A 23,588-nucleotide genomic window follows, 5' to 3' on the forward strand; every position below is an offset into this window, starting at 1 on the left:
GTCTCGCGGCGTGTCGCCGTTCGTCGGCGGCGCGTCGTGCTGGCCGCCCGGAGTTGCGCACGCTCGGGATCCGCGACGAGCGGCCGGCGACGTGCGCGGCCGGGGCGGCGGGGAGACGCCGATCGGTCGCGATCTGCCGCTTCTCCGGGTCTGAAGCGGCAGATCGTGACCGATCGGCGAATGGCCGACGCCGTGGCGTGGCGTGGCGTGGCGCGGCGGGGCGTCAGTCGAGGTGCCCGAGCACGCGCAGCAGCGCGGTGGGCGCGTAGCGGTACTCGACGGTGCCGGTCGCGCCGGGCTCGACCGGGCCGATCCACGTGCTCGTGCCCTCGTGCACGCGCACCCAGCCGTTCTCGAAGAGCAGCTCGGTGCCGATGACGAAGGCGAGCGCGGGCGTCTCGCCCTGGCGCACGGCGATGGAGCCCTCGAACACGTGCGATGCCGAGGCGTCCTGGTCGGCCTTGCACGTCACGCCGACGAGCGGGCGCACGATGGGCGTCTGGAACCCGGGGGTCTCGAACGGGCTGGCCTTCGCGGCATCTGCGACGACGCCGAAGTTCACGCTCGTCGACACGAGGCCGAGGTCGGCCTGCCCGTCGAGCACGAGGCGGCTCGAGACGCGGAACCGGTAGAACAGTCGACCCGACTCGCGCGCAGGCGGCAGCACGGCGATGCTCGCCCAGTTGCGCGACCAGGCGAGGGCGCCTTCGCCGCGGTTGGGCGGGTCATAGAGCGAGGCGGTCAGCCGCACGGCGCCGTCGGGGGCCGAGGGCGAGGACCGCAGCGCCGAGGCCCCGGCGAGGCCGGTCGGCGCGACGTCGCGCACGGGGGTGAACGCGGGCAGCCGCTGCGGCTGCCACGTGCGCAGCCAGGCCTGCAGGCTGGACTGCACGCGGTCGAACGAATCGCCGTGTCCGCGCCGGGCGGTGCTCTCGTCGGCGACGGCGTTCGGCAGGTCCTCGATGAGGTCGACGGGCAGCCGGTCGAGGCTCGTCGCGGCGCGTGCGTCGCGGACGTCGCGCAGGTCGGTCACGGGGGCGATGCTCATGATGGGGTTCCTTCGGTGCGGATGTCGCTGGCATCCGGACTTCGGACGCAGAACCACACGCTACGAACGCGCGGCTCGACCTCCATCCGAGCAGACCCTGAGGTTTGCTCGGGTCAGCCCCGAGATTCCGTCGCGCCCTACCGCCCTACCCGTCGATCAGCTCTGCCCGTCGATCAACCGGGGACCTTCGCCAGGTAGACCAGTTCCACGCCGGGATGCAGCTCGACCCGACGAGTTCGGCGGTAGCCCTCCCGCTCGTAGAGCCGGAGGTTCGCCTCGCTGAGGTGCCCGGTGAACAGCTCGAAGCGCTCGGCTCCGCTCGCCAGTTCGGCGCTGCGGAGCAGGGCCGTGCCGATGCCGCGGCCCTGCAGATCGGGCGCGACGACGAGCCGGCCGATGCGGGCCACCCCGCCGTCGAGCGTCCAGCGGACGGCGCCGACCAGCCGCGCGCCGAACTCGACGCCGAGTGCGGGGCCGGTATCGAGCTCCGCGCGCAGGTCGTCGAGCGTCTGCGTGAGGGCGGGCAGGAACGGGTCGCGGTAGAGCTGGGCCTCCGAGGCGTACGCGGCTCGCTGCAGGGTGAGCAGTTCGCCCGCGCGTTCGGAGGTGAGCGGCTTCGGCGTGAGGTCGTCGCGTTCGGGCATGGAAGGCAGCATCGCAGGCGACTGCGGCCACGCGCCAGTCGAGTGTCGATCGCGGGGCGGGCACGCACGACGCGCCTGCCGAGGGTCGCCCGAGACGACGGATGCCGCGGGCGCATAACGCGCGCCGCGGCATCCGCCCTGCCGAAGGGTCGGCTCAGACGAGCAGCTGGTGCTCGGCGAGCTCACGGTAGAGCGGCACGGTGGCGACGAGCTCGCCGTGCGTGCCCTCGCCGATGACGCGGCCGCCGTCGAGCACGACGATGCGGTCGGAGTCGACCACGGTCGAAAGTCGGTGCGCGATCACGATGAGCGTGCGGCCGGCGGAGACCTGGTCGATGGCCTCGCGCATCATGCGCTCGTTGACGCCGTCGAGCGACGAGGTCGACTCGTCGAGCAGCAGGATCGGCGGGGCCGCGAGCAGTGCCCGCGCGATGGCGAGCCGCTGGCGCTCGCCGCCCGAGAGCATGATGCCGTCGTCGCCGACGGGTGCCGAGAGGCCGCGCGCGTCGCGGTCGAGCACCGTGCCGAGGTTGACGGCGCGCAGCACGTGCTCGCACTCGTCGTCGGTCGCGTCGGGGCTTCCGAGCAGCAGGTTGTCGCGCAGGGTTCCGGCGAGCACCGGCGCGTCCTGCTCGACGTAGCCGATCTGCGCGCGCAGCTCGCCGCGGTCGAGGCCACGCAGGTCGAGGCCGCCCATGCGCACGCTGCCCACCGACGGGTCGTAGAACCGCTCGATGAGGGCGAGGATCGTCGACTTGCCTGCACCGGAGGGGCCGACGAGCGCGATGCGCTGACCGCGGGGCACGTCGAACGAGACGCCGCGCAGCACCGGCTGGCGGTCGGTGACCGACGGTTCCGCGGCGACGGAGTCGGCCGAGTCGTTCGCCGGATCGGCGGGGTCGCTGCGGGTGGCCGCGTAGGCGAAGTGCACGTCGTCGAAGCTGATGGCCGCGGCATCCGGGAGCACGCCCGCGTTGGCTTCGCCGACCATGAGGGCGAGGGGTGCGAGGTCGCGGTCGTTCGCGTCTTCGTCGGGCAGGTCGAGGATCTCCTGGATGCGGCCCAGCGCGCCGAGGGCCTGGTTGACCGAGCTGATCGCGCCGAAGAACAGGCCGAGCGGCATGATCATCATGAACAGGAAGAGGATGAACGTCACGAGGTTCGCGACCGTGATCGAGCCGTCGGCGACGCGGTAGCCGCCGACGCCGAGCACCACGAGGAACGACACCTGCATGGCGATGCCGGCGACGGGCACGATGAGCGCCGAGAGCTTGGCGACGTCGACGCCCATCTTCCATGCGCCCTCGGCCTCGACCTCGATGGAGCGGATCTCGCGGTCGGTCGCGCCGGCCGCCCGGATGGTGCGCACGGCGCCGATCGCACGTTCGACGGATGCCGCGACGTCGCCCACCTTCGTCTGCGCGGCCTGCGATGCGCTCCGCACGCGCTGGGAGAGCAGGGTGACGGTGACGAGCGCGATCGCGATGACGAGCACCGTGAGTCCGAGCAGCACCGGGTCGATGATGAGCATGGCGATGAGCGCGCCGATGAACGTGACCGTGCCGCCGATGGCCTCGACGAGGCCCTGCGTGAGCACCGCCCGCAGCATCGTGGTGTCGCTGCCGACTCGCGAGACGAGGTCGCCGGTGCGGCGCGTGTCGAACTCCGAGACGGGCAGGTTCAGCAGCTTCGCGACGAGGCGCTTGCGGCTGGAGAGCACGACGCCCTCGCCGGTGCGCTGCAGCAGGTAGTGCTGGTAGCCCGTGATCACGGCGTTCACGACGACGAGCGCGATGAGCGCCCAGACGATGGGGCCGATCACCTCGCCCGACTCGACGACCGTGATGACCTGGCCGACGAGCAGTGGCTGGGCGAGGCTCGCGAGCGCGGCGATGATCGAGAGCACGGCGACCCAGATGAGCACTGGCCGGTGCTCGAAGATGAACGGCAGCAATTGCTTGAACGAGGCGCGCGGGCCCTCGGTCTTGGCGGGCCTCGCGAAGGGGCTGCGGCGGGCTGGGCGGTTCTGCGTCTGGCTCATCGTCTCTTCCTGGGCGCGGCGCGCGGAGCCCGTGGTCGGTCGGCCCGCGCGGATCGCCCGAACCAGCCTACGACTCCGCACTCTGATGGTCCGCCGTATGCGCGGATCGAGCTCAGCTGCGACCGTACTTCTTGTGCACGGCCTGCTTGGACACCTCGAGTGCGAGCGCGATGAGCTGCCAGCTGGCTCCGGTCGCGCGGGCGCGGCGTACCGCGACGGTCTCGGCGCGGTCGAGCTCGCGGAGCACCTCGACGCGCGCGTGGTGCAGGTCGCGGAGCGCTCGGTAGGGGTCGTCGCCGTCGGCGGCGGCGATCGCGGTGCGGAGGGTGGTGTCGTCCATGTCGTCAACCGTAATTGACGATGCGCGCGTTCGTCAACTCTCGTTGACGCGAAGGTCGCCCGTCGCGTGCGCGCCCGGATTCCGAAGCACGGATGCCGCGGCGCGATGCCCGGCGAGCGCGGCCGCCGCGGCATCCGCACCGCGCAGCATCGCCGCGAGGAACCCGGCCGCGAACGCATCGCCCGCACCCGTGAGGTCGCGGATGCCGGTCACCGGCTCGACGTCGATCCGAGCCGCGAGGCGCCCGCCGACGATCACGTCGGTGGGCAGCGCGCCGTGCTTCACCACGACGGTCGGGGCGACGGATGCCGCGGCGGGCCCGCCGCCCGTCAGCCCGAGCAGCTCGGCCTCGCCCTCGTTGGCGAAGAGCACGTCTGGCCGGATGCCGCCGATGAGCTCGAGCGCGAAGCCGACGCCGAGCCCCTCGAGCAGGCCGGTCGACGAGGCGTCGACCGAGACGGCCCCACCGCCCGCATGCGCGAGCGCCGCGAGTCGCGCGAGCTCGCCGCGCATGGGCTCGCGCTCGAACCCGTAGGCGGGCAGGTGCAGCCAGGCGACCCCGTCGAGCCACGCGGGGTCGACGTCGGCGAGCTCGGCCGAGGCGCCGCGATCCGGGTACATCGTGCGTTCGCCGTCGACGTCGACGAGCAGGACGACCGTGCCGGTGCGGCCCGCCCGTTGCACGCGCACGTCGACCCCGCTCGCGACGAGGGCGGCCTCGAGCGCGTCGCCCGCGGCATCCGCACCGACCCTGCCGACGAACCGGGTCGGCACGAGTGCGGCCGCGAGGGCGGCGACGTTCGCCGCGCTGCCGCCGCGCGCCCGGTGCACGCGGGCTGCGGTGTCGGTCGCGTGGTGCACGGGCTCGCTCGCCCACACGACGATGTCCTCGACGAGGTCGCCCGCGACGGCGAGCACGCGGCGGTCCGATCCGGCGGCCCGCTCCGCTGCCAGATCGCGGGCCGTCACGGCCTCATCCGGCGACGGCACGTGCGATCTCCGCACCGAGCGCGACGTTGCCCCGGTACACCTCGAGGTTCACCTCGAGGCTCGCGCCCCCGGTCGCACGCTGCACGTGGTCGAGCAGGAACGGCGTCGTGTCGTGCCCCGTGATGCCCTGGGCGGATGCCGCGGCCAACCCCTCGGCGAGGGCCCGATCGTGCAGCTCGGGGTCGAGCTGCTTCGCCGCGTCCACCGGGTTGGCCACGAGCACGGCCTGCGGCAATCCGAGTTCGTCGCGTGCGAGCGCCAGGGCGGCGGCATCCGACGGGCTCTCGACGCGGTAGTCGAGCGCGAAGCCCGAGTCGGTCACGGTGAAGGCCGGGAACCGATCGGTCCGGTAGCCCACCACCGGGATGTTCAACGTCTCGAGGCGCTCGAGCGTCGCGCCGATGTCGAGGATCGACTTGACGCCCGCGCTCACGAGCGTGATGGGCGTCGTGGCGAGCGTGCCGAGGTCGGCCGACTCGTCGAACGTCTCGCTCGCGCCGCGATGCACGCCGCCGAGCCCGCCCGTCGACATCACGCGGATGCCGGCGCGGTGCGCGAGCCAGGCCGTCGCCGCGACGGTCGTGCCGGCGTCGAGCCGCTTCGCCCGGGCGATCGGCAGGTCGCGCAGGCTCGCCTTCACGACCGTCTCCGACGTGCACAACCGTTCGATCTCGGCGGGGGAGAGCCCGACCACCGGGGTGCCGTCGACCACGCCGATCGTGGCAGGCGTCACGCCGAGCTCGCGCACCTGCACCTCCGACGCGAGCCCGACCTCGAGGTTGCGCGGGCTCGGCAGCCCGTGGGTGAGGATCGTCGACTCGAGCGCGAGCACCGGCCGGCCGGCCGCGAGCGCGTCGCGGACCTCGTCGCCGATGCGGATGCCGGGGGCGGGTGCCTGCATGAGCGTCATCGTAGGGCTCGGCGTCCTGCCCGGGGCCGGACGGCCCGCCGTGCGGCGTGTTTCCGCGTGTGACGCGGCCACGCGACATCCGGAGGTCGCGAGCGTATCGTCGCCTGCACCGCATCGAACCCCGAGGAGCCCTCATGTCGCACCGCGAGCCGCACGCCGCCACCACGCCCCGCACGGGCGAGGTCTCGGTCATGCGCGGCTGCGTGCACGCCGAGGAGTGCTCGAGCGATCGCCCAGGACACGGCATCAACGCCGTGCAGGCCCGCCTCGCGGCGGCGACCGCGAGCAAGTGGGTCGACGCGATCGTGACCTCGGTCGACGCGACGACCGGGTTCGCCTGGCTCGCGACGCTCGACGGCGGCATCCGCCGCGTCTGGCATCACGAGGCGTTCGCGGGCGCGCTCGCAACCGGCGACCCGATCGCGCTGCACGGCCTGTACGGCGTGCTCGTCGCGGGCGAGCAGCGCTTCAGCGTCGCCGACGCCTGACCTCTCGCCGATTCCTGACCCCTCGCCGATTCCGCCTCGCGACACGGGCCGGGCGAACTCACGCCATCGGCATGGCCTCGCTCATCATGCCCATCATCTTCTCCATCGACATGACGACCTGATCGCAGGCCATCGCGCACATGCGGCAGTGCTCGCTCATCTCGGCGTGCATCATGCACTCGGCCGAGCAGGCGCGCGCCATCATCGCGGTCGACTGCATCATCGACATCATCACGCCCATGTCCCAGCCGTGCATGCGCAGCATCATCTTCATCATGGTGTCGCACATGTCGGCGCAGTTCGCGCACATCGACGCGCAGCGGCCCATGCCCTCGGCCGCGTCGGCATCGCCGCACATGACGCACGCCTGCATGCACGCCGAGAGGGCCTCGAGACACTCCTGCATCATCATCGGATCCATGCCCTGCATGGGCATCTCCGACGACGACATCGCGCCCTTCATCATGTCCATCGTCATGTTCATCGCTGCACGCTCGCTTCCGGGCTTCGAGCGCCGGGGGATGGCGGCGGATGACTCGGCGGCCCTGTTACGTCATGTTACGTCGGGCCGGTTCGGGCGTGAAGTCCCGTCCGTGACGTTCGTGTGAACGGTTCCTCACCTCGGCGCGGACGCACGCGCAGAGGGGCGGATGCCGCAGCATCCGCCCCTCCGTCGCGCATCACGGATGCCGCGGCATCCGTTCGCCCGAAGCGCTACGCGTCGATGTCGACGTCCTTCGTCTCCTTCGAGACGAGGAGCGCGATGAGGGTCAGCACGGCCATGACCGAGAGGTAGATGCCCACCCAGAACGGGCTGCCGTCGCCGGCCTGCCAGAGCGCCACCGCGATGAAGGGCGCGACTGCGGCGCCGAGGATCGACGACACGTTGTACGAGATGCCCGAACCCGTGTAGCGCACGTTCGTCGGGAACAGCTCGGGCAGCAGCGCGCCCATGGGCCCGAACGTGAGGCCCATGAGCGAGAAGCCCACGACCAGCCAGACCATGACGCCCGCGAAGCCCGCGTCGAGCAGCGGCACCCAGGCCAGGCCGAACACGATGATGCCGAGCGTGACCCAGATGAGCGTCTTGCGACGACCCCAGCGGTCGGCGAGCGGACCCGAGACCAGCGTGAACACGCCGAAGAAGAGCACGCCGCCGATGAGCATGAGCACGAACGTGCTGTACGAGTAGCCGAGGCCCGGGAGGGCGCCGTCGGCGGCCTCGACCGGCGCGCGGCCGTAGCTCAGCGAGAACGTCGTCATCAGGTAGAAGAGCACGTAGGTGGCGAGCATGAAGAAGGTGCCGCGGATCAGCTGCTTCCAGTAGCTCTTGAACACCGTCGCGAGCGGCAGGCGCTTCAGCTTGCCCTGCGTGGACGCCTTCGTGAAGGCCGTCGACTCGACGAGGCGCAGGCGCACCCAGAGGCCGACGGCGACCATGACCACCGAGAACAGGAACGGGATGCGCCAGCCCCAGTCGAGGAACGCCTGCGACGGCATCGACGGGTCGTCGGAGGGGAGCACGGCCGCGATGATCAGGAAGAGCCCGTTCGCGATGATGAAGCCGATCGGAGCACCCAGTTGCGGGAACGTGCCGTACCAGGCGCGCTTGCCCTTCGGGGCGTTCTCGGTCGCGACGAGCGCGGCGCCCGACCACTCGCCGCCGAGCGCGAAGCCCTGCGCGATGCGGAGGATCACGAGCAGGAGCGGAGCGAGCCAGCCGACGAGCGCATAGGTCGGCAGCACGCCGATGAGGAACGTCGCGATGCCCATGGTGAGCAGCGCGCCGACGAGCGTCGCCTTGCGTCCGTGCTTGTCGCCGAGGTGGCCGAAGACGATGGCGCCGAGCGGGCGGGCGACCATGGCCGCGCCGAACACGGCGAACGAGGCGAGCAGCGCGGTCGTCGGGTCGCCGGTCGGGAAGAAGAGGTGCGGGAACACGAGCACCGCGGCCGTGGCGTAGACGTAGAAGTCGTAGAACTCGATCGTCGTGCCGATGAGGCTCGCGAGGATGACGCGACTGCGCGGATTCGCGGGGGTGGTCGGTGCTGCGGGGGATGCGGCCGTGGCCGCGGGTGTTGCTGGCATTGCTGGCGAGACTCCAAACGATGATCGGGCGAGCCGAGCTCGCGCGATCGGTGATCGAACGCTGCGCCCCGAGGCGTGTCGGTCTGGCTGGGAACGGGGGCAGGCGGGGGAATCGTCGCTTGTGGCAACCGACCAACCCTACGTCGGGCCTGCTGCGGCGACCCCGCGAGCGCCGGCCCCCGTCGACGAGCGGCGTCGATGATGCGACGAACGGTCGGATGCCGAGGCATCCGACCGTTCGGTGGTCTGCGTGTGCGAGCTCGTGCTCGGGCGGGTCAGCGCCAGATGACGGCGAGCGCCGCGTTCAGCGCGGTCAGGATGCCGATCGCCCAGAACATCCAGCGCGGCACGGCCTCGTTTCGGCGCTGGCGGGCCGAGCCGATGCCGATGAAGGCGCCGATGATCACCAGCACGATGAGCTTCGTGCCGATCTTGGCGTAGTTGAGGTCGTACGAGATGCCCCAGGGTGCGGCGAGCGCGAGGCCCGCGACACCGGCGATGAGCAGGCCCCAGTTCATGAGGCGGGTCACGCCGTAGCGGCGGTTCACCGCCTCGACCGCCCAAGCACCGAACAGCAGTGCGAAGCCGATGAGGTGGATGAACACGACGATGTGGCGCAAGATCTCCATATCGCGAGTCTAGGTTCTACGGCTCGTCGAAGTCGACCATCGAAGGATTGAGAAACGGCCCGGGCGGCGACTCAGCCGCGAACGGCGCGCAGCGCCCGCGCGGTCGCGATGGCCGCCTCGGCCGCCTCGCGTCCCTTGTCCTCCTTCGAACCGGGCAGGCCGGCACGGTCGAGCCCCTGCTGCTCGTCGTCGAGGGTGAGCACGCCGAAGCCGACGGGCTTGCCCGTGTCGAGGGCGACGCGCGTGAGGCCGTCGGTCGCGGCCGCGGACACGTACTCGAAGTGCGGCGTGCCGCCGCGGATGATCACGCCGAGGGCGACGACCGCGTCGGCGCCGGCCTCGAGGGCCGCCTTCGACACGACGGGCAGCTCGAAGCTGCCGGGCACCCGCACGAGGGAGAACGACGCGCCGGCCGCCTCGAGGGTGCGCGTCGCGCCGGCGATGAGCGCGTCGGTGATCACGTCGTGCCAACTGCCCGCGACGATGACCACCTCGAGCCCGGTGCCGTCGACGTCGAGGGTGGGGGAGCCTGCTCCGCTCATGATGCGTGTCCTTCCAGAAGGGCCTCAGCCGCGGCATCCGCGAGCTGGGCGTCGTCGATCGCGTGGCCCATGCGGCGACGCTTGGTCTCGAGGTAGCCGGTGTTGACCGCGCCGACGCCGACGACGAGCGGCAGCCGCTCGGTCACCCGGATGCCGTGGATCTCGAGCTGGCGCACCTTCTCGGGGTTGTTCGTCAGCAGCCGCACGCGTTCGATGCCGAGGTCGGCGAGGATCGCGCTCGCGGCGCGGTAGTCCCGCGCGTCGGCCGGCAGCCCCAGCGCCACGTTCGCGTCGAGCGTGTCGAGGCCGTCCTCCTGCAGGCGGTAGGCCCGCAGCTTGTTGATGAGGCCGATGCCGCGCCCCTCGTGCCCGCGCAGGTACACGACGACGCCGCCGTCGTGCTGGATCTCCTGCAGCGCGGCGTCGAGCTGCGGCCCGCACTCGCACTTGAGCGACCCGAAGGCCTCGCCGGTCAGGCACTCGGAGTGCACGCGCACGACGGCGCCCGCGGCATCCGTCGCCGGATCGCCGGCGATGAAGGCCACGTGGTCGGCGCCGGTCTCCTGGTCGCGGTAGGCGCGCACCCGGAAGTCGCCGTGCACGGTCGGCAGGCCGGTCTCGACCTCGAAGCTCACGGGCGAGGACTCGGGCACCGAGGTGAGCACGGGGCCGCCGGCCAGGTCCTGCCCGGCGTGCCAGGTCTGCAGCCACTCGATGAGCGCGGCGACGGTCGTGACGGGCAGGCCCTCGCTCGCGCCGAACTCGATGAGGCCGGGCAGGCGCATCATGTCGCCGTCGTCGGTGACGATCTCGCCGATGACGCCGACCGGCGAGAGCCCCGCCAGGCGCATGAGGTCGACGGCGGCCTCGGTGTGCCCGGCGCGCTCGCGCACGCCGCCCTCGACGGCGCGGAGGGGGATGACGTGCCCGGGGCGCACGAGACGGTCGGGCGTGGACTCGGGGTCGGCGAGCACGCGCAGCGTGTGCGCCCGGTCGCTCGCGCTGATGCCCGTCGACGTGCGGTCGGCCGCGTCGACCGAGATCGTGTAGGCCGTGCCGCGCAGGTCCTCGTTGCGCTCGACCATGAGGGGCAGCTCGAGCCGGTCGGCGTACGAGTTCGGCATCGGCGCGCAGAGGTAGCCGCTCGTGTGCCGCACCATCCAGGCGATCCACTCGCGCGTGGCGAACTCGGCGGCCATGATGGCGTCGCCCTCGTTCTCCCGGCCCTCGTCGTCGGCGACGATCACGGGCTTGCCGGCGCGCAGCGCCTCGAGCACCTCCGGCATGGTTGCGAGGCTCATCGGGTTCCTCCGATCGTGGCGGGCGAGGGTTCGGCGACGGGCGCCACGGCCGGCGCCGCGGGCGCCGCGAGCGACGACGGCAGCGATCGGTGCGCGTCGAGGCGCAGCATCCGCTCGACGTGCCGCGCGAGGATGTCGGTCTCGATGTTCACCCGGTCGCCGACGGCGAGTGCGCCGAGCGTCGTGGCCGTGAGCGTCTCGGGGATGAGCGACACCTCGAACCACGAGCCGTCGGGCTCGTCGCCGAGCGCGCTCACGGTGAGCGAGACGCCGTCGACCGCGATCGAGCCCTTGTCGACGACGAGGGCCGCGTGCGCGGCGTCGAGCGAGAAGCGGATGACCCGCCACGCGTCGCCGGGACGGATCTCGAGCACCTGCGCGGTGCCGTCGATGTGGCCCTGCACGATGTGGCCGCCGAGGCGGTCGCCCACGAGGGCGGCACGTTCGAGGTTGACCCGGCGGCCGACCTCGAACGTGTCGAGCGTCGACATCGCGAGCGTCTGGGCCATGACGTCGGCCGTGAACGACTCGTCGTCGAACGACACGACCGTGAGGCAGACGCCCGAGACCGAGATCGAGTCGCCGTGCTTGGCGCCCGTCACGGCCAGCGGGCCGCGCACGGTGATGCGCGCGGCGTCGGCCGTGTGCTCGACGCCGGTGACGGTGCCCAGGTCTTCGATGATTCCGGTGAACATGTCAGTTCCCTTCCGTGGTGCCTGCCGAGTCGCGCGGGGCGCGGCTCGAGATCGGGTGCGCGACGAGCAGCACGTCGTCGCCGAGCCGCTCGACGGCGGCGAAGTCGTAGCGGCGGGCTTCGCCGATGGTGGTCACGCCGAGGTCGCCCAGTGCGAGGCGGCCGCCCCCGAGCAGGGCGGGGGCCAGGTAGACGAGCACCTCGTCGGCGAGGCCGGCCGCGATGAACGCGCTCGCGAGCGTGGGCCCGCCTTCGACGAACAGCGAGCGGATGCCGCGGCTCGCGAGGTCCCGGAGGTCGGCGACGAGGTCGGTGCCATCGAGCAGCACGAGCGAGGCGGCTCGGGGGTGGCGCTCGAGCGCCGCGCCGGCGGGTACCTCGCGTCGTCCGAACACCACCGGGATCGGCTGGGCGTCGAGCAGGCCGCCGTCGGCCTCGCGCGCGGTGAGGGACGGATCGTCGGCGAGCACGGTGCCCGTGCCGACGGCGATCGCGTCGGCGGACGCTCGCCGCAGGTGCACGTCGGCGCGGGCCTCGGGCCCGGTGATCCACTGGCTGGTGCCGTCGTCGGCCGCGGCGCGCCCGTCGAGGCTCGACGCCCACTTCACGATGACGCGCGGGCGGTGCGTGCGGGCGGTGAACAGCCAGTCGCCGAGGAACGACTCGGCCTCGTCGACGAGTGCAGCGTCGGCGCGCTCGACCTCGACGCCCGCGGCGCGCAGGCGTTCGGCGCCGCCCGAGGAGTGCTCGCCCGGGTCGGCGACCGCGTAGATCACGCGTGCGACGCCCGCGGCGATGAGCGCCTCGGCGCACGGGCCGGTGCGACCCGTGTGGTTGCAGGGCTCGAGGGTGACGATCGCGGTCGCGCCCGCGGCGGCGCCCGGTCGCAGCCGGCTCAGGGCGTCGACCTCGGCGTGCGCGGTGCCTGCACCGCGGTGCCAGCCCTCGGCGAGCACGGCGCCGTCGGGCGAGAGCAGGACGCAGCCGACCTGCGGGTTCACGCCTCGTTCGGGGCCGTTCGCCGCGAGTTCGAGGGCACGGCGCATGGCTCGGGTCTCGCGTGCGGAACGGCCGTCGGGCGCGTCGCCCGTGCGATCGTCGTGCGCCGCCGTCGTCATCCGTGGTCCTGTCGTCAGGCTCCGGGGGATGTTCGGCAACGCCGAGAACGCCGACGGTGCACAGCACCGCCGACACGTGCCGCCTCCCATCCGGACTTTCACCGTCGGTTCCGGAATTCCACCGGATCAACCAGGGGCGAGAGGTCGAGGACCTCGCACCCGCAGTTCGCGGACTGTCACCGCCGGCTCGGAATTACACCGACCCCGGAGCACGTTGTTCGTGTCGATTCTACTCAACGCGCCATCGGCCGACGTATTCCCCGTCGTTCGGCGCAATGCGGGCGACGGCCGCCCGCGGCATCCGCTCGCCCGGTCAGTGCTCGAGGAGCGCGCGGGCCGTGCCCTCGTCGACGATGAGGTCGGTGATCAGGTCGGCCGCGAGCGCGCCCGAGAGGCTCGCGAGCTTCGCGCGGCCCGAGACGACGCACACGCGTCTGGGGGCGCGGCGCAGCACGGAGAAGTCGGGGCCGGTCGCACGTTCGTTCAGCGCGATGCCCTCGGTGCTGCCGTCGGCCCGGTAGAAGACGGTGGCGACGTCGCCGACGGCGCCCTCGCGGCTGAGCCCGGCGTAGTCGGCCGGGTCGAGGTAGCCGCCCTGGTAGACGTGGCTCGGCACCTCGGCGAAGGGGGAGCCGACACCGAAGAGCGCGACGTCCATGCCGGCCTGCAGGTCGAGCAGGCGCTGGGTGCTGCGTTCGCGCCAGAAGGCGCGGCGGGTCTCGGGGTCGTCGAAGAACGCCGGCACCGGGAACTGCTGCACGCGCGCGCCGAACGCGTCGCCGAAGCGCCGCAGCAGCTCGCTCGCGTAGACGATGCCCGTGGTGCGGCCGTTGCCCGCGCCGTTCAGCTGCACGATCTCGGTGTTGTGCGTCGACTTCGGCACGAGGTGGCGGCTCATCGCGCTCATGGTCGAGCCCCAGGCGACGCCGATCACCTGGTTCGAGTCGACGAACCGCCCGAGAATCCGTGCAGCCGAGAGCGCGACCCGGTCGAGGCGGTCGACGTCGCTCGCATGGTCGGGCACGGGCACGACGTGCGCCACGATGCCGAATCTGGCGAGGATCTCCTGCTCGATGCGGCTCGGCAGGTCGTGCGGCGAGTGGATCGAGATCTCGACGAGCCCGCTGGCGCGTGCATGGCTCAACAGGCGCGAAACCGAGGATCGCGAGGTGTGCAGCTCGTGCGCGATGGCGTCCATCGTGAGGTCCTGCATGTAGTAGAGGTGGGCGGCGCGCAGCGCTTCGCGGGTCTTGTCCGAGACCGTCGCAGCCCCCTCGGCCGCATCCGGCCCGTGCTTCTCGTTCATGTTCCTACCCTTGCACGTTTGTGCACGCGGCTTGCAACTGCGTGCGGTCGAGTCGACGATGTATTCATCCACATCGGGGCGTCGGGCGCAAGCCGCGCCGCACCCCGCGCTCGAACCGAGAGGACAGCGATGTCATCGCACCCGATCCCGCAGCCGAACACCCCCGCGAACGGCTCGCCCGTGACCGCTCCCGCGACCCGCTCGACCGCGCCGGCGACCCGCGCCGAGGTCACGGCGCTCCGCGCACGCCCGAACGCCTCGGTCGTCATCATCGGCGGCGGCATCAACGGCATCGCCACGTTCCGCGACCTCGCCCTCCAGGGCGTCGACGTCGTGCTCGTCGAGCGCGACGACTTCGTCTCGGGCGCCTCGTCGGCCTCGTCGCACATGATCCACGGCGGCATCCGCTACCTCGAGAACGGCGAGTTCCGACTCGTGAAGGAGTCGGTCACCGAGCGCAACGCGCTCATCCGCATCGCCCCGCACTACGTCAAGCCCCTCGAGACCACCGTGCCGATCTACTCGACGTTCTCGGGCATCCTCTCGGCGCCCATGCGGTTCCTCACGCACAAGCAGGGCAAGCCCACCGAGCGCGGCGCCGCGCTCATCAAGACCGGCCTCACGATCTACGATGCGTTCTCGCGCGACGGCGGGTCGGTTCCGCGCCATCGCTTCCACGGACGCAAGCGCTCGCTCGCCGAGCTGCCGGCGCTCGACCCCGCGATCAAGTACACCGCCACCTACTACGACGCGAGCATGCACGACCCCGAGCGCCTCGCGCTCGACGTGCTCTTCGACGGACTCGCCGCCGGGGCGCACGCCCGAGCGGTCAACCACCTCGGCGTCGTCGGCTTCGACGCCTCCGGTGTCCGCGTGCGCGACGGGCTGACCGGCCAGGAGTTCTCGATCGCCGCCGACGTGGTCGTGAACACCTCCGGGCCGTGGACCGACCTCACGAACGCCGACCTCGGCCGCGACACCCGGTTCATGGGCGGCACCAAGGGCTCGCACATCGTGCTCGACCACCCCGAGCTGCTCGAGGCCACCGGCGGACGCGAGATCTTCTTCGAGCACGAGGACGGCCGCATCGTGCTCATCTACCCGCTCAAGGGCCGCGTCATGGTCGGCACGACCGACCTCGAGCACGACATGCGCGAGCCCGCGGTGTGCACCGAGGCCGAGGTCGACTACTTCTTCGAGCTCATCGCGCACGTTTTCCCAGCGATCGCCGTCGACCGCTCGCAGATCGTCTACCGGTTCTCGGGCGTGCGGCCGCTGCCGCGCCACGACGACACCCAGCCCGGCTTCGTCAGCCGCGACTACCGCATCGAGCGAGCGGATGTCGCAGCCCGCCCGGGCACGACCCTGCTGAGCCTCGTCGGCGGCAAGTGGACCACGTTCCGAGCGCTCGCGGAGCACCTCTCGAACGAGGTGCTCGAGCTGCTCGGCGCGACGCGAGTGCGCTCGACCGAGGGCCTCGCGATCGGCGGCGGCGCGGGCTACCCGACCACCGACGACGCACGCCTCGTGTGGCTCGTCTCGCACGACGACGAGGTGGGCCGCCAGCGCGCGGACGCGCTCCTGGAGCGGTACGGCACCCGTGCCGAGGCCTACCTCTACGAGGTCGACGGCGACTGCGAGCGCGCGCTCGAGCACCACGCGGGCTACACGCGCGGCGAGATCGCCTGGCTCGTGCGCAACGAGCGCGTCGTGCACCTGACCGACCTCGTGCTGCGACGCACGAGCATCGCGTTCACGGGCACGCTCACCGCGCCGCTGCTGGCCGAGCTCGCGGGTCTCGCGGGCGACGAGCTCGGCTGGGACGCCGAGCGTCGCGAGAACGAGATCGCGGCGACCCGCACCCTGCTGGCCGAGCGCCACGGGGTCGTGCTCGAGCAGCTCGCACCCGCGGCGTAGGAGCAGCGGCCCCGATCGAATCTGCACGGATGTGCACGCCGAAACGCCCGGCATCGGGACTTTCGCCGGTTACGTTTCATCGGGGCCGCTCGGCTCGCTGGGCCGCTCGGCTCGCAACACACCAGAAAGGTCAACGTGGACAATCTCGGAATCGACTTCCTGTCGGAACTCGTCGGCACGGCCATGCTCGTGCTCCTCGGCTGCGGCGTGGTCGCCAACGTCATCCTCGCGAAGACGAAGGGCTTCGGCGGCGGCACCCTCATGATCAACATCGGCTGGGGCCTCGCGGTCTTCGCCGGCGTCGTCGTCTCGTACGCGTCGGGCGCGCACCTCAACCCGGCGGTCACGCTCGGACTCGTCGCGAACGGCGCGACCGAGTTCGGCCAGGGCGTTCCCGTCGACGGCCTGTCGGTGCTCACCTACATCGGCGCGCAGATGATCGGCGCCATGCTCGGTGCGGCCTTCTGCTGGCTCGCGTACAAGCAGCACTTCGACGCCGAACCGGATGCCGCGACGAAGCTCGGCGTGTTCTCGACCGGCCCGGCGATCCGCTCCTACGGCTGGAACCTCGTCACCGAGATCATCGGCACGTTCGTGCTCGTCTTCGTCATCATCGGCTTCACGAACGGCGGTACCCCCGCCGAGCTCGGTGCGATCCCGGTCGCGTTCCTCGTGATCGCGATCGGCGCCTCGCTCGGCGGCCCGACCGGCTACGCCATCAACCCCGCTCGCGACCTCGGCCCCCGCATCGTCCACGCCCTCCTGCCCATCAAGGGCAAGGGCGGCAGCGACTGGTCGTACTCGTGGGTGCCGGTCGTCGGCCCGATCATCGGCGGCGTGCTCGCCGGTTTCGCAGCGATCCCGCTGCTGCCGCTGCTCGGCTGAGCGCGGCATCCGCACCACCCAACCCATTCACTGACAGCAACGGAGTTCTCAGATGAGCGACTACATCCTCGCGATCGACCAGGGCACCACCTCGTCGCGCGCGATCATCTTCGACAAGGCCGGATCGATCGTCTCGACCGGGCAGCTCGAGCACGAGCAGATCTTCCCGAAGGCGGGCTGGGTCGAGCACGACGCCGCCGAGATCTGGCGCAACACGGGCGAGGTGATCGGCCAGGCCCTCGGCAAGGCCAACCTGACCCGTCACGACATCGCCGCGGTGGGCATCACCAACCAGCGCGAGACCGCGGTCGTGTGGGACAAGAACACGGGCGAGCCCGTCTACAACGCGATCGTCTGGCAGGACACGCGCACCCAGTCGATCGTCGACCGGCTCGCAGCCGACGGCGGCGTCGAGCGCTTCAAGGCCAAGGTGGGCCTGCCCCTCGCGACCTACTTCTCGGGAACCAAGATCGTCTGGATCCTCGAGAACGTGCCCGGTGCGCGCGAGAAGGCCGAGGCGGGCGACCTGCTCTTCGGCACGACCGACACATGGGTGCTCTGGAACCTGACCGGCGGCGTCGAGGGCGGCGTGCACGCGACCGACGTGACGAACGCCAGCCGCACGCTGTTCATGGACCTCGAGACCCTGCAGTGGGACGACGAGATCCTCGCCGCGTTCGACGTGCCGAAGTCGATGCTGCCCGAGATCCGGTCCTCCTCCGAGGTATACGGCGTCGCCAACGAGCACTCGCTGCTCCGCGAGACGCCGATCGCCGGCATCCTGGGCGACCAGCAGGCCGCGACCTTCGGTCAGGCCGCCTTCGAGGCCGGCGAAGCGAAGAACACCTACGGCACCGGCAACTTCCTGATCTTCAACACGGGCACCGAGATCGTGCACTCGAAGAACGGGCTGCTCACGACCGTCGGCTACAAGCTGGGCGACGAGCCCGTGCACTACGCGCTCGAGGGGTCGATCGCGGTCACCGGATCGCTGATCCAGTGGCTGCGCGACAACCTCGGCCTCATCTCCTCGGCCTCCGAGGTCGAGGAACTCGCGAACAGCGTCGAGGACAACGGCGGCGCGTACTTCGTGCCGGCATTCTCGGGCCTGTTCGCTCCCTACTGGCGGCCCGACGCGCGAGGCGCGCTCGTGGGCCTCACGCGCTACGTGAACAAGGGGCACATCGCGCGTGCGGCACTCGAGGCGATCGCGTTCCAGACGCGCGACGTGGTCGAGGCGGTGAACGCCGACGCGGGCATCGACCTGAGCGAACTCCGCGTCGACGGCGGCGCCACGTCGAACGACACGCTGCTGCAGTTCCAGGCCGACATCCTCGGCGTGCCGGTCGTGCGTCCGGTGGTAGCCGAGACCACGGCGCTCGGTGCGGCGTACGCGGCCGGTCTCGCGGTCGGCTTCTGGTCGGGTCTCGACGACCTGGCCAAGAACTGGCAGGAGGACAGGCGTTGGACCCCGTCGATGGACGAGGCCGAGCGCGAGCGCCTCGACCGCAGCTGGAAGAAGGCCGTCACGAAGACCCTCGATTGGGTCGACGGCGACGTCGCGTAGCGTCGCAAACCCGTCCCACCGGTTAGGGTGGGACCGCGGGCCGGTCGCATGGGGGTGCGACCGGCCCATTCTCGTTCCTGCGCGCTGCGTTCACGCCGTGCTCGGGCACGAGATCCGGCGCGGGCTCGGGCCTGGGATCCGGGGCGAGCGGATGCCGCGTCGCGCCGTCGCTGCTCGTCGCCAGACCGCCGAGCTGCGTGCGCAGCGGGTCGATTCAGACGTCGCCCGCCGGTGCGCCCCACCGCTTGCCGAGACGCGACGTCAGGTCGGCCAGGCTCGGGATCACGATGACCTGCGCCTCGCGCACCGCGGTCGCGTCGTCTTCGTCGAGCTGCGTGTCGTGGCGGTCGAGCCACACGCCGACGAGGCCCGCGTCGGCGGCGCCGAGCGCGTCGGTGCGCAGGCGGTCGCCCACGTAGGCGGCCCGCTCGACGGGTGCGGACTCGGAGAACAGCTCGATCGCCGCCGCGAAGATGCGCCGGTCGGGCTTCGTGACGCCGAGCGCGCCGGAGGCGACCACGTGCTCGAACCGGGCGGAGACGCCGAGCCGGTCGAGCTTCGCGCGCTGGAAGTCGGGTTCGCCGTTCGTGATGATGCCGAGCCGGACGCCCGGGAACCTGGACTCGAGTTCGTCGAGCGCGGGCAGCGCGTCGTCGTGCAGTCGCCACTCGTCGCGATAGCGCTCGAAGTAGCGGTCGAACCAGACCCCGGCCGCGGGGTCGTCGAGCTCCTCGCCGTGCGCGAGCGCGAAGTCGCGCGCACGGGCGCGTCGCTGGCCCTCGAAGGTCAGGTCGCCCGCGAGGTAGGCATGGTAGTGCCGCTCCTCGAGCTCGTGCCAGAGGCGCTGGGCCGCCGCTGCATCCGCCAGGTATGCGCGCTCGCGCATGTGCTGCACGATGCCGCCGGCGACCGCCTCACGGTGAGCCATGAGCGTGTCGTCGAGGTCGAAGAGCACCACGGTGCCGTGCTGCAGGGAGGTCACGACCGCTCACCGAGGATGCCGTGCCAACTGGCCTCGGCGCGGGGGTCGACCACCGTCTCGCGCACGCCGAACCAGGCGGGCAGCGTGCCGCGGCCGTCGCGCGTGGGAACGGTGGGGTTCTCGGGCTCGATGTGCCGGAATCCTGCGGACCGGGCGACCTTCGCCGAGCCGAGGTTGCCCTCGACGGCACGCCAGAACACCGTCGAAGCGCCGCCGATGCCGCCGGAGAGCACCCACTCGCAGACCGCGTTCGCGGCCTCGCTCATGAGCCCCGCGCCGCGATGCTCGGAGCCCATCCAGAAGCCGATCTCGTGCTGCGCCTCGCGCACGCTGATCACCCCGAGCAGCGGGCCGCCGCGCTCGGTGCGGATCGCCCACGTGAGCTCACTGCCCGAGGTCCAGCCGGCGGGCACATGCTCGCCGAGGAATGATTCGGCGTGCGCGTGCTCGTAGGGCCACGGCGTGGTGAGGTACTGCTCGAAGAGCGGGTCCTGGCAGTACCGGGTGACGAGGTCGGCGTCGCTCGGCACCGGCAAGTCGAGCACCAGTCGCGGCGTCTCGAGCTCGACGGGCTCCACGACGGCGCCCATCAGCGTCGGCGCACGAAGCCGACGCGGTCGTAGACCGTGCGCAGCACGGTCTCGGCACGCTCGGCGGCCTTGTCGGCCCCCACGCCCAGGAGCCGGTCGAGCTCGGCCGGGTCGTCGAGCAGTTCGAGCGTGCGCGCGCGGATCGGCGTGAGCCGCTCGACGACGATCTCGGCGAGGTCCTTCTTGAAGTCGCCGTAGCCGCGACCGTCGTACACGGCCTCGATCTCGGCGATCGGGCGCCCGGTCAGCGCCGAGGAGATGTCGAGCAGGTTCGAGATGCCCGGCTTCTCGTCGCGGTCGTAGCGCACCTCGCGACCGGTGTCGGTGACCGCGCTCTTGAACTTCTTCGCGGTGATCGCCGGCTCGTCGAGCAGTTTCACGAGGCCCGCCTCGGAGGCAGCCGACTTCGACATCTTCGAGGTGGGGTCCTGCAGGTCGTAGATGCGCGCGGACTCCTTCGGGATCAGCGCCTCGGGCACGACGAAGGTGTCGCCGTACCGGGAGTTGAACCGGCCCGCGAGGTCGCGGGTGAGCTCGAGGTGCTGGCGCTGGTCGTCGCCGACGGGCACCGCGTTCGTGCCGTAGAGCAGGATGTCGGCGGCCATGAGCACGGGGTAGGTGAAGAGGCCGACGGTGGTCGCATCGGCCCCCTGCTTGGCGGACTTGTCCTTGAACTGGGTCATGCGCCCGGCCTCGCCGAAGCCCGTGATGGTGCTGAGCACCCAGGCCAGCTCGGCGTGCGCCGGCACGTGCGACTGCACGAAGAGGGTCGAACGCTCGAGGTCGACTCCGGCGGCGAGGTACTGGGCCGCGGTGCGGCGCACGTTCTCGTGGAGCAGCTTCGGGTCCTGCTGCACGGTGATGGCGTGCAGGTCGACGACGCAGTAGATGGGGTCGTAGTCGTCTTGCAGCGCGACCCAGTTGACCAGGGCGCCGAGGTAGTTGCCGAGATGGAGCGAGTCGCTCGAGGGCTGCATGCCCGAGAAGACGACGGGGCGGGCGGAGTTCATGTGCGTGGCTCTTTCATCGAGAGGGAGAGGTCGAGGTGTGGGCGGTTGTCGTGACCGGATGCGGCTCGCCGCGGCATCCGCTCAGATCGCGTAGTCGACGACGACGGGGGAGTGGTCGGAGAAGCGCGCGTCGTAGGTCGCCGCGCGATCGACCGTGTAGTCGGTGACGAGCTCGGCGAGGGCGGGCGTCGCGAGCTGGTAGTCGATGCGCCAGCCGCTGTCGTTGTCGAACGCCTTGCCGCGCCACGACCACCACGTGTAGGGGCCGTCGACGTCGCCCGCGAAGCGGCGCCCGACGTCGACCCACCCGAGGCCGTGGTCGTCGGAGCCCTCGGCGCCGACGAACCGGTCGAAGTACGCGCGCTCCTCGGGGAGGAAGCCGGCGCGCTTGACGTTGCCCTTCCAGTTCTTGATGTCGAGCGTGCGGTGCCCGACGTTGAGGTCGCCCACGACGAGCGCGAGCTCGGAGTGCGCCGCGAGCTCGGGCAGGCGCGCCTGCATGGCGTCGAGGAACTTGAACTTCTCGACCTGCTTGGGGGTGTCGACCTCGCCGGAGTGCACGTAGGCGCTCACGAGGGTGACGATGCGGTCGCCGACCTCGTAGTCGGCCTCGAGCCAGCGGCCCGCCGAGTCGAAGTCGTGCGCGCCCAGCTCGACCCGGTGGATGGTGGCACGTCGCCGGCTCGCGATCGCGACGCCCGCGCGGCCCTTCGCGGTGGCAGGGTCGTGCAGGATGCTCCACTCGTCGCCGAGCAGGCCCTGCAGGTCCTCGGTCGAGGCGCGCACCTCCTGCAGCGCGAGCAGGTCGACGTCGCGGGCCTCGAGCCACTCGCCCATGCCGCGCCGGTAGGCGGCTCGCACTCCGTTCACGTTGACGCTGGCGACACGGAGACGGGAGGTCGAAGGCATGCCCTCGATCCTATGGGAGCCCCCTGACACGGGCGTTCAGACGTCGAGCGTGCGCTTCGGGCGCCGCACCCGCTCGGCTGCGGCCTGGGCCTCGTCGAGGTCGAGCTGCGCGCGGGCGACGGCCCGCCGCGCGCGGAACCCGCCGAGCCAGTTCGCCGACGCGGCATCCGCCTCCGCCTCGCGAAGGCGCACGCGTGCGACGGTGACCGCCGCCTGGGCCTCGATCGCTCGGCGCTCGGCCTCGAGCTGCTCGGGAGTGAGCTCGCGCAGGCTCTCGTTCGCATCGGAGGCCTCGACGGCGATCCAGCTCGCGGCCACGAGGATCACGATGCTCGTCATGCGGAACCAGAAGAGCAGTGCGATGAAGACCGCGAAGGTCGCGAGCAGCGGATTGCTGCTCGCGAAGGTGATGAGGAATCCGCCGAGCAGCTGCATGACCGAGAGCGCGGCCGACCCGAGCAACGAGCCGACGACCATGCGCCGCCACGGCATCGCGGCGCCCGAGAGGAACCGGAACAGCACGGCCAGGGCGACCGTGTCGATCACGAAGACGACGATGACCGCGCCGACCTGCACGAAGAACGCCGTCCAGCTCGAACTCGGGTCGAGCCCGATGAGGCTCATCAGCCACTGCATGAACCCGGTGGTCGCGACCGAGAGCGCCGCGGCGACGATGAGCACGATGCCGAAGCTGAGGCCCGCGAGCAGGTCGCGCGCCTTCAGGAGCAGGTAGGAGCGCTCGTCCTTCGGCAGCCCGAAGGTGCTGCGCACGCCGATGCGCGTGTAGGTGACCCACCCGATCGCCGTCCAGGCGAGACCGAGCAGCGCCACACCGCCCGTGATGCCGAGCGCGCTCGAACTCGAGCTCGCGATCGCATCGATGTCCTCGTCGGTGATGATGCCCTGCGGGCCGATCAACCCCGGCGCGTAGGTGTTGAGCAGCCCCACGAACGCGTCCAGGGTCTCGTCGTTGGCGGTCAGCCAGATGCCGAAGACGGCGAACACCACGTAGATCGCGGCGAAGATGCCGAACAGCGCCTGATAGCTCATGCCCGACGAGAGGATGAAGCCGTTCTGCGCCAGGAAGTACCGCCACACCCGCACCGGGAAGAGCTCCATCGTGCGGCGCGTCATCGTCGTGACGCGGCTGATCGGCTCCTCGAGCCGGTCGCGCAGCGGGCTGCTGAGCTCGTCGAACCGCTCGCGCGCGGTCAGCGGCGTCGGGTCTTCCAGCGGAGGGGCGGGGGATGTCGCTCCCGGAGGCCCGCCGGGAGCAGCGGCGTCGGTCGCATTCCGGCCCGAGCCCTGCCCGGAGCCGCGGCCGGTCGAGGTGCGCGCGTTCACGCTCCAACAGTACTGAGCGGGTCGGGTCGAGCCGGGGAGCCGGGCATACCGATGCGTTCGAATAGACCTGAGCATGTCTCGGATACCCCGCTTTCGGGTGACACGGGCGCCGGTTCCCCGCGAGCCCGGGGCGATTGCGGAGGGTGTCCCCCGTTTTGGTCACAGGCGAAGCCTGTCGCGCGCTCGCCCCGCAGTGCTTGACTCGACAGACCTGCGAATTCCTCAACATTTCCGGCAGTCTGACC

General features: G+C 71.4%; 24 protein-coding genes and 1 riboswitch. Of the genes, 5 read left to right on the top strand and 19 right to left on the bottom strand.

The window, feature by feature from the left end:
• Window positions 1-223 precede the first annotated feature (223 nt).
• From BM342_RS15980 to BM342_RS16005, 6 genes are all read right to left on the bottom strand, one after another.
• Window positions 224-1,048: a hypothetical protein gene (locus BM342_RS15980; protein WP_092967907.1), complete on the bottom strand. Its 825-nt coding sequence runs from the start codon at window positions 1,046-1,048 to the stop codon at window positions 224-226.
• 173 nt (window positions 1,049-1,221) lie between these two features.
• On the bottom strand, window positions 1,222-1,692 hold the full coding sequence (locus tag BM342_RS15985; RefSeq protein WP_092967909.1) for a GNAT family N-acetyltransferase: 471 nt from the start codon (window positions 1,690-1,692) through the stop codon (window positions 1,222-1,224).
• A 154-nt stretch (window positions 1,693-1,846) separates the two neighbouring features.
• Window positions 1,847-3,733 (bottom strand): ABC transporter ATP-binding protein, encoded by a 1,887-nt coding sequence (locus tag BM342_RS15990; protein ID WP_092967911.1) that lies wholly within the window; start codon window positions 3,731-3,733, stop codon window positions 1,847-1,849.
• A 112-nt stretch (window positions 3,734-3,845) separates the two neighbouring features.
• Entirely contained in the window at window positions 3,846-4,073 is a 228-nt protein-coding gene (locus BM342_RS15995) for a hypothetical protein (protein WP_092967913.1), read from the bottom strand.
• Between the two features lie 33 nt (window positions 4,074-4,106).
• A complete protein-coding gene (locus tag BM342_RS16000; protein WP_255368862.1) occupies window positions 4,107-5,042 on the bottom strand; it encodes a carbohydrate kinase family protein in 936 nt (311 codons plus the stop codon).
• Between the two features lie 4 nt (window positions 5,043-5,046).
• Window positions 5,047-5,964, bottom strand: a complete 918-nt coding sequence (locus tag BM342_RS16005) for a pseudouridine-5'-phosphate glycosidase (protein ID WP_092968743.1) — start codon at window positions 5,962-5,964, stop codon at window positions 5,047-5,049.
• Window positions 5,965-6,107: 143 nt separating this feature from the next.
• Between BM342_RS16005 and BM342_RS16010 the strand changes: the two genes are divergently transcribed.
• Window positions 6,108-6,461 carry a hypothetical protein gene (locus tag BM342_RS16010; protein WP_092967915.1) on the top strand — a complete coding sequence of 118 codons (354 nt, stop codon included), beginning with the start codon at window positions 6,108-6,110 and terminating at the stop codon, window positions 6,459-6,461.
• A gap of 58 nt (window positions 6,462-6,519) precedes the next feature.
• Here BM342_RS16010 and BM342_RS20020 read toward each other — a convergent pair whose 3' ends face one another.
• On the bottom strand, window positions 6,520-6,729 hold the full coding sequence (locus tag BM342_RS20020; protein ID WP_177232222.1) for a four-helix bundle copper-binding protein: 210 nt from the start codon (window positions 6,727-6,729) through the stop codon (window positions 6,520-6,522).
• Here BM342_RS20020 and BM342_RS20025 point away from each other — a divergent pair.
• Window positions 6,716-7,069, top strand: a complete 354-nt coding sequence (locus BM342_RS20025; protein ID WP_177232223.1) for a hypothetical protein — start codon at window positions 6,716-6,718, stop codon at window positions 7,067-7,069. The genes BM342_RS20020 and BM342_RS20025 overlap by 14 nt on opposite strands.
• 106 nt (window positions 7,070-7,175) lie before the next feature.
• Here BM342_RS20025 and BM342_RS16020 read toward each other — a convergent pair whose 3' ends face one another.
• The 7 genes from BM342_RS16020 to BM342_RS16050 all read right to left on the bottom strand — a co-directional run bounded on the left by BM342_RS16020 (window position 7,176) and on the right by BM342_RS16050 (window position 14,139).
• Window positions 7,176-8,549: an MFS transporter gene (locus BM342_RS16020; protein WP_092967917.1), complete on the bottom strand. Its 1,374-nt coding sequence runs from the start codon at window positions 8,547-8,549 to the stop codon at window positions 7,176-7,178.
• Between the two features lie 275 nt (window positions 8,550-8,824).
• A complete protein-coding gene (locus tag BM342_RS16025; RefSeq protein ID WP_092967919.1) occupies window positions 8,825-9,178 on the bottom strand; it encodes a Fe-S protein in 354 nt (117 codons plus the stop codon).
• 71 nt (window positions 9,179-9,249) lie between these two features.
• A complete protein-coding gene (ribH, locus tag BM342_RS16030; RefSeq protein ID WP_092967921.1) occupies window positions 9,250-9,720 on the bottom strand; it encodes a 6,7-dimethyl-8-ribityllumazine synthase in 471 nt (156 codons plus the stop codon).
• Window positions 9,717-11,021 carry a GTP cyclohydrolase II gene (gene ribA, locus BM342_RS16035; RefSeq protein WP_092967923.1) on the bottom strand — a complete coding sequence of 435 codons (1,305 nt, stop codon included), beginning with the start codon at window positions 11,019-11,021 and terminating at the stop codon, window positions 9,717-9,719. Before ribA ends, ribH begins: the two co-directional genes overlap by 4 nt.
• Window positions 11,018-11,716, bottom strand: coding sequence for a riboflavin synthase (locus tag BM342_RS16040; RefSeq protein WP_092967925.1), 699 nt, complete (start codon window positions 11,714-11,716; stop codon window positions 11,018-11,020). The genes ribA and BM342_RS16040 overlap by 4 nt, the downstream gene beginning before the upstream one ends.
• A 1-nt stretch (window position 11,717) precedes the next feature.
• Window positions 11,718-12,833, bottom strand: coding sequence for a bifunctional diaminohydroxyphosphoribosylaminopyrimidine deaminase/5-amino-6-(5-phosphoribosylamino)uracil reductase RibD (ribD, locus tag BM342_RS16045; protein WP_369823177.1), 1,116 nt, complete (start codon window positions 12,831-12,833; stop codon window positions 11,718-11,720).
• 72 nt (window positions 12,834-12,905) lie between these two features.
• A riboswitch (FMN riboswitch) is annotated at window positions 12,906-13,050 on the bottom strand.
• Between the two features lie 96 nt (window positions 13,051-13,146).
• Window positions 13,147-14,139: a sugar-binding transcriptional regulator gene (locus BM342_RS16050; protein WP_092967927.1), complete on the bottom strand. Its 993-nt coding sequence runs from the start codon at window positions 14,137-14,139 to the stop codon at window positions 13,147-13,149.
• A gap of 129 nt (window positions 14,140-14,268) precedes the next feature.
• Between BM342_RS16050 and BM342_RS16055 the strand changes: the two genes are divergently transcribed.
• The 3 genes from BM342_RS16055 to glpK all read left to right on the top strand — a co-directional run bounded on the left by BM342_RS16055 (window position 14,269) and on the right by glpK (window position 18,508).
• Window positions 14,269-16,056: a glycerol-3-phosphate dehydrogenase/oxidase gene (locus BM342_RS16055; RefSeq protein WP_092967929.1), complete on the top strand. Its 1,788-nt coding sequence runs from the start codon at window positions 14,269-14,271 to the stop codon at window positions 16,054-16,056.
• A gap of 183 nt (window positions 16,057-16,239) precedes the next feature.
• Window positions 16,240-16,941 carry an MIP/aquaporin family protein gene (locus BM342_RS16060; protein WP_369823198.1) on the top strand — a complete coding sequence of 234 codons (702 nt, stop codon included), beginning with the start codon at window positions 16,240-16,242 and terminating at the stop codon, window positions 16,939-16,941.
• A 52-nt stretch (window positions 16,942-16,993) separates the two neighbouring features.
• Entirely contained in the window at window positions 16,994-18,508 is a 1,515-nt protein-coding gene (gene glpK / locus BM342_RS16065; RefSeq protein WP_092967933.1) for a glycerol kinase GlpK, read from the top strand.
• A gap of 214 nt (window positions 18,509-18,722) precedes the next feature.
• Here glpK and BM342_RS16070 read toward each other — a convergent pair whose 3' ends face one another.
• The 5 genes from BM342_RS16070 to BM342_RS16090 all read right to left on the bottom strand — a co-directional run bounded on the left by BM342_RS16070 (window position 18,723) and on the right by BM342_RS16090 (window position 23,343).
• On the bottom strand, window positions 18,723-19,490 hold the full coding sequence (locus BM342_RS16070) for an HAD family hydrolase (RefSeq protein ID WP_255368866.1): 768 nt from the start codon (window positions 19,488-19,490) through the stop codon (window positions 18,723-18,725).
• Window positions 19,487-20,080: a GNAT family N-acetyltransferase gene (locus BM342_RS16075; protein ID WP_092967935.1), complete on the bottom strand. Its 594-nt coding sequence runs from the start codon at window positions 20,078-20,080 to the stop codon at window positions 19,487-19,489. Before BM342_RS16075 ends, BM342_RS16070 begins: the two co-directional genes overlap by 4 nt.
• Window positions 20,080-21,090, bottom strand: a complete 1,011-nt coding sequence (gene trpS / locus BM342_RS16080) for a tryptophan--tRNA ligase (RefSeq protein WP_092967937.1) — start codon at window positions 21,088-21,090, stop codon at window positions 20,080-20,082. The genes BM342_RS16075 and trpS overlap by 1 nt, the downstream gene beginning before the upstream one ends.
• 81 nt (window positions 21,091-21,171) lie before the next feature.
• Window positions 21,172-21,999 (bottom strand): exodeoxyribonuclease III, encoded by an 828-nt coding sequence (locus BM342_RS16085; protein WP_092967939.1) that lies wholly within the window; start codon window positions 21,997-21,999, stop codon window positions 21,172-21,174.
• Window positions 22,000-22,035: 36 nt separating this feature from the next.
• Entirely contained in the window at window positions 22,036-23,343 is a 1,308-nt protein-coding gene (locus tag BM342_RS16090; RefSeq protein WP_177232224.1) for a YihY/virulence factor BrkB family protein, read from the bottom strand.
• Window positions 23,344-23,588: the final 245 nt, after the last annotated feature.

Origin of the sequence: Agromyces sp. CF514, from assembly GCF_900113185.1 — a bacterium.
Taxonomy (GTDB): domain Bacteria; phylum Actinomycetota; class Actinomycetes; order Actinomycetales; family Microbacteriaceae; genus Agromyces.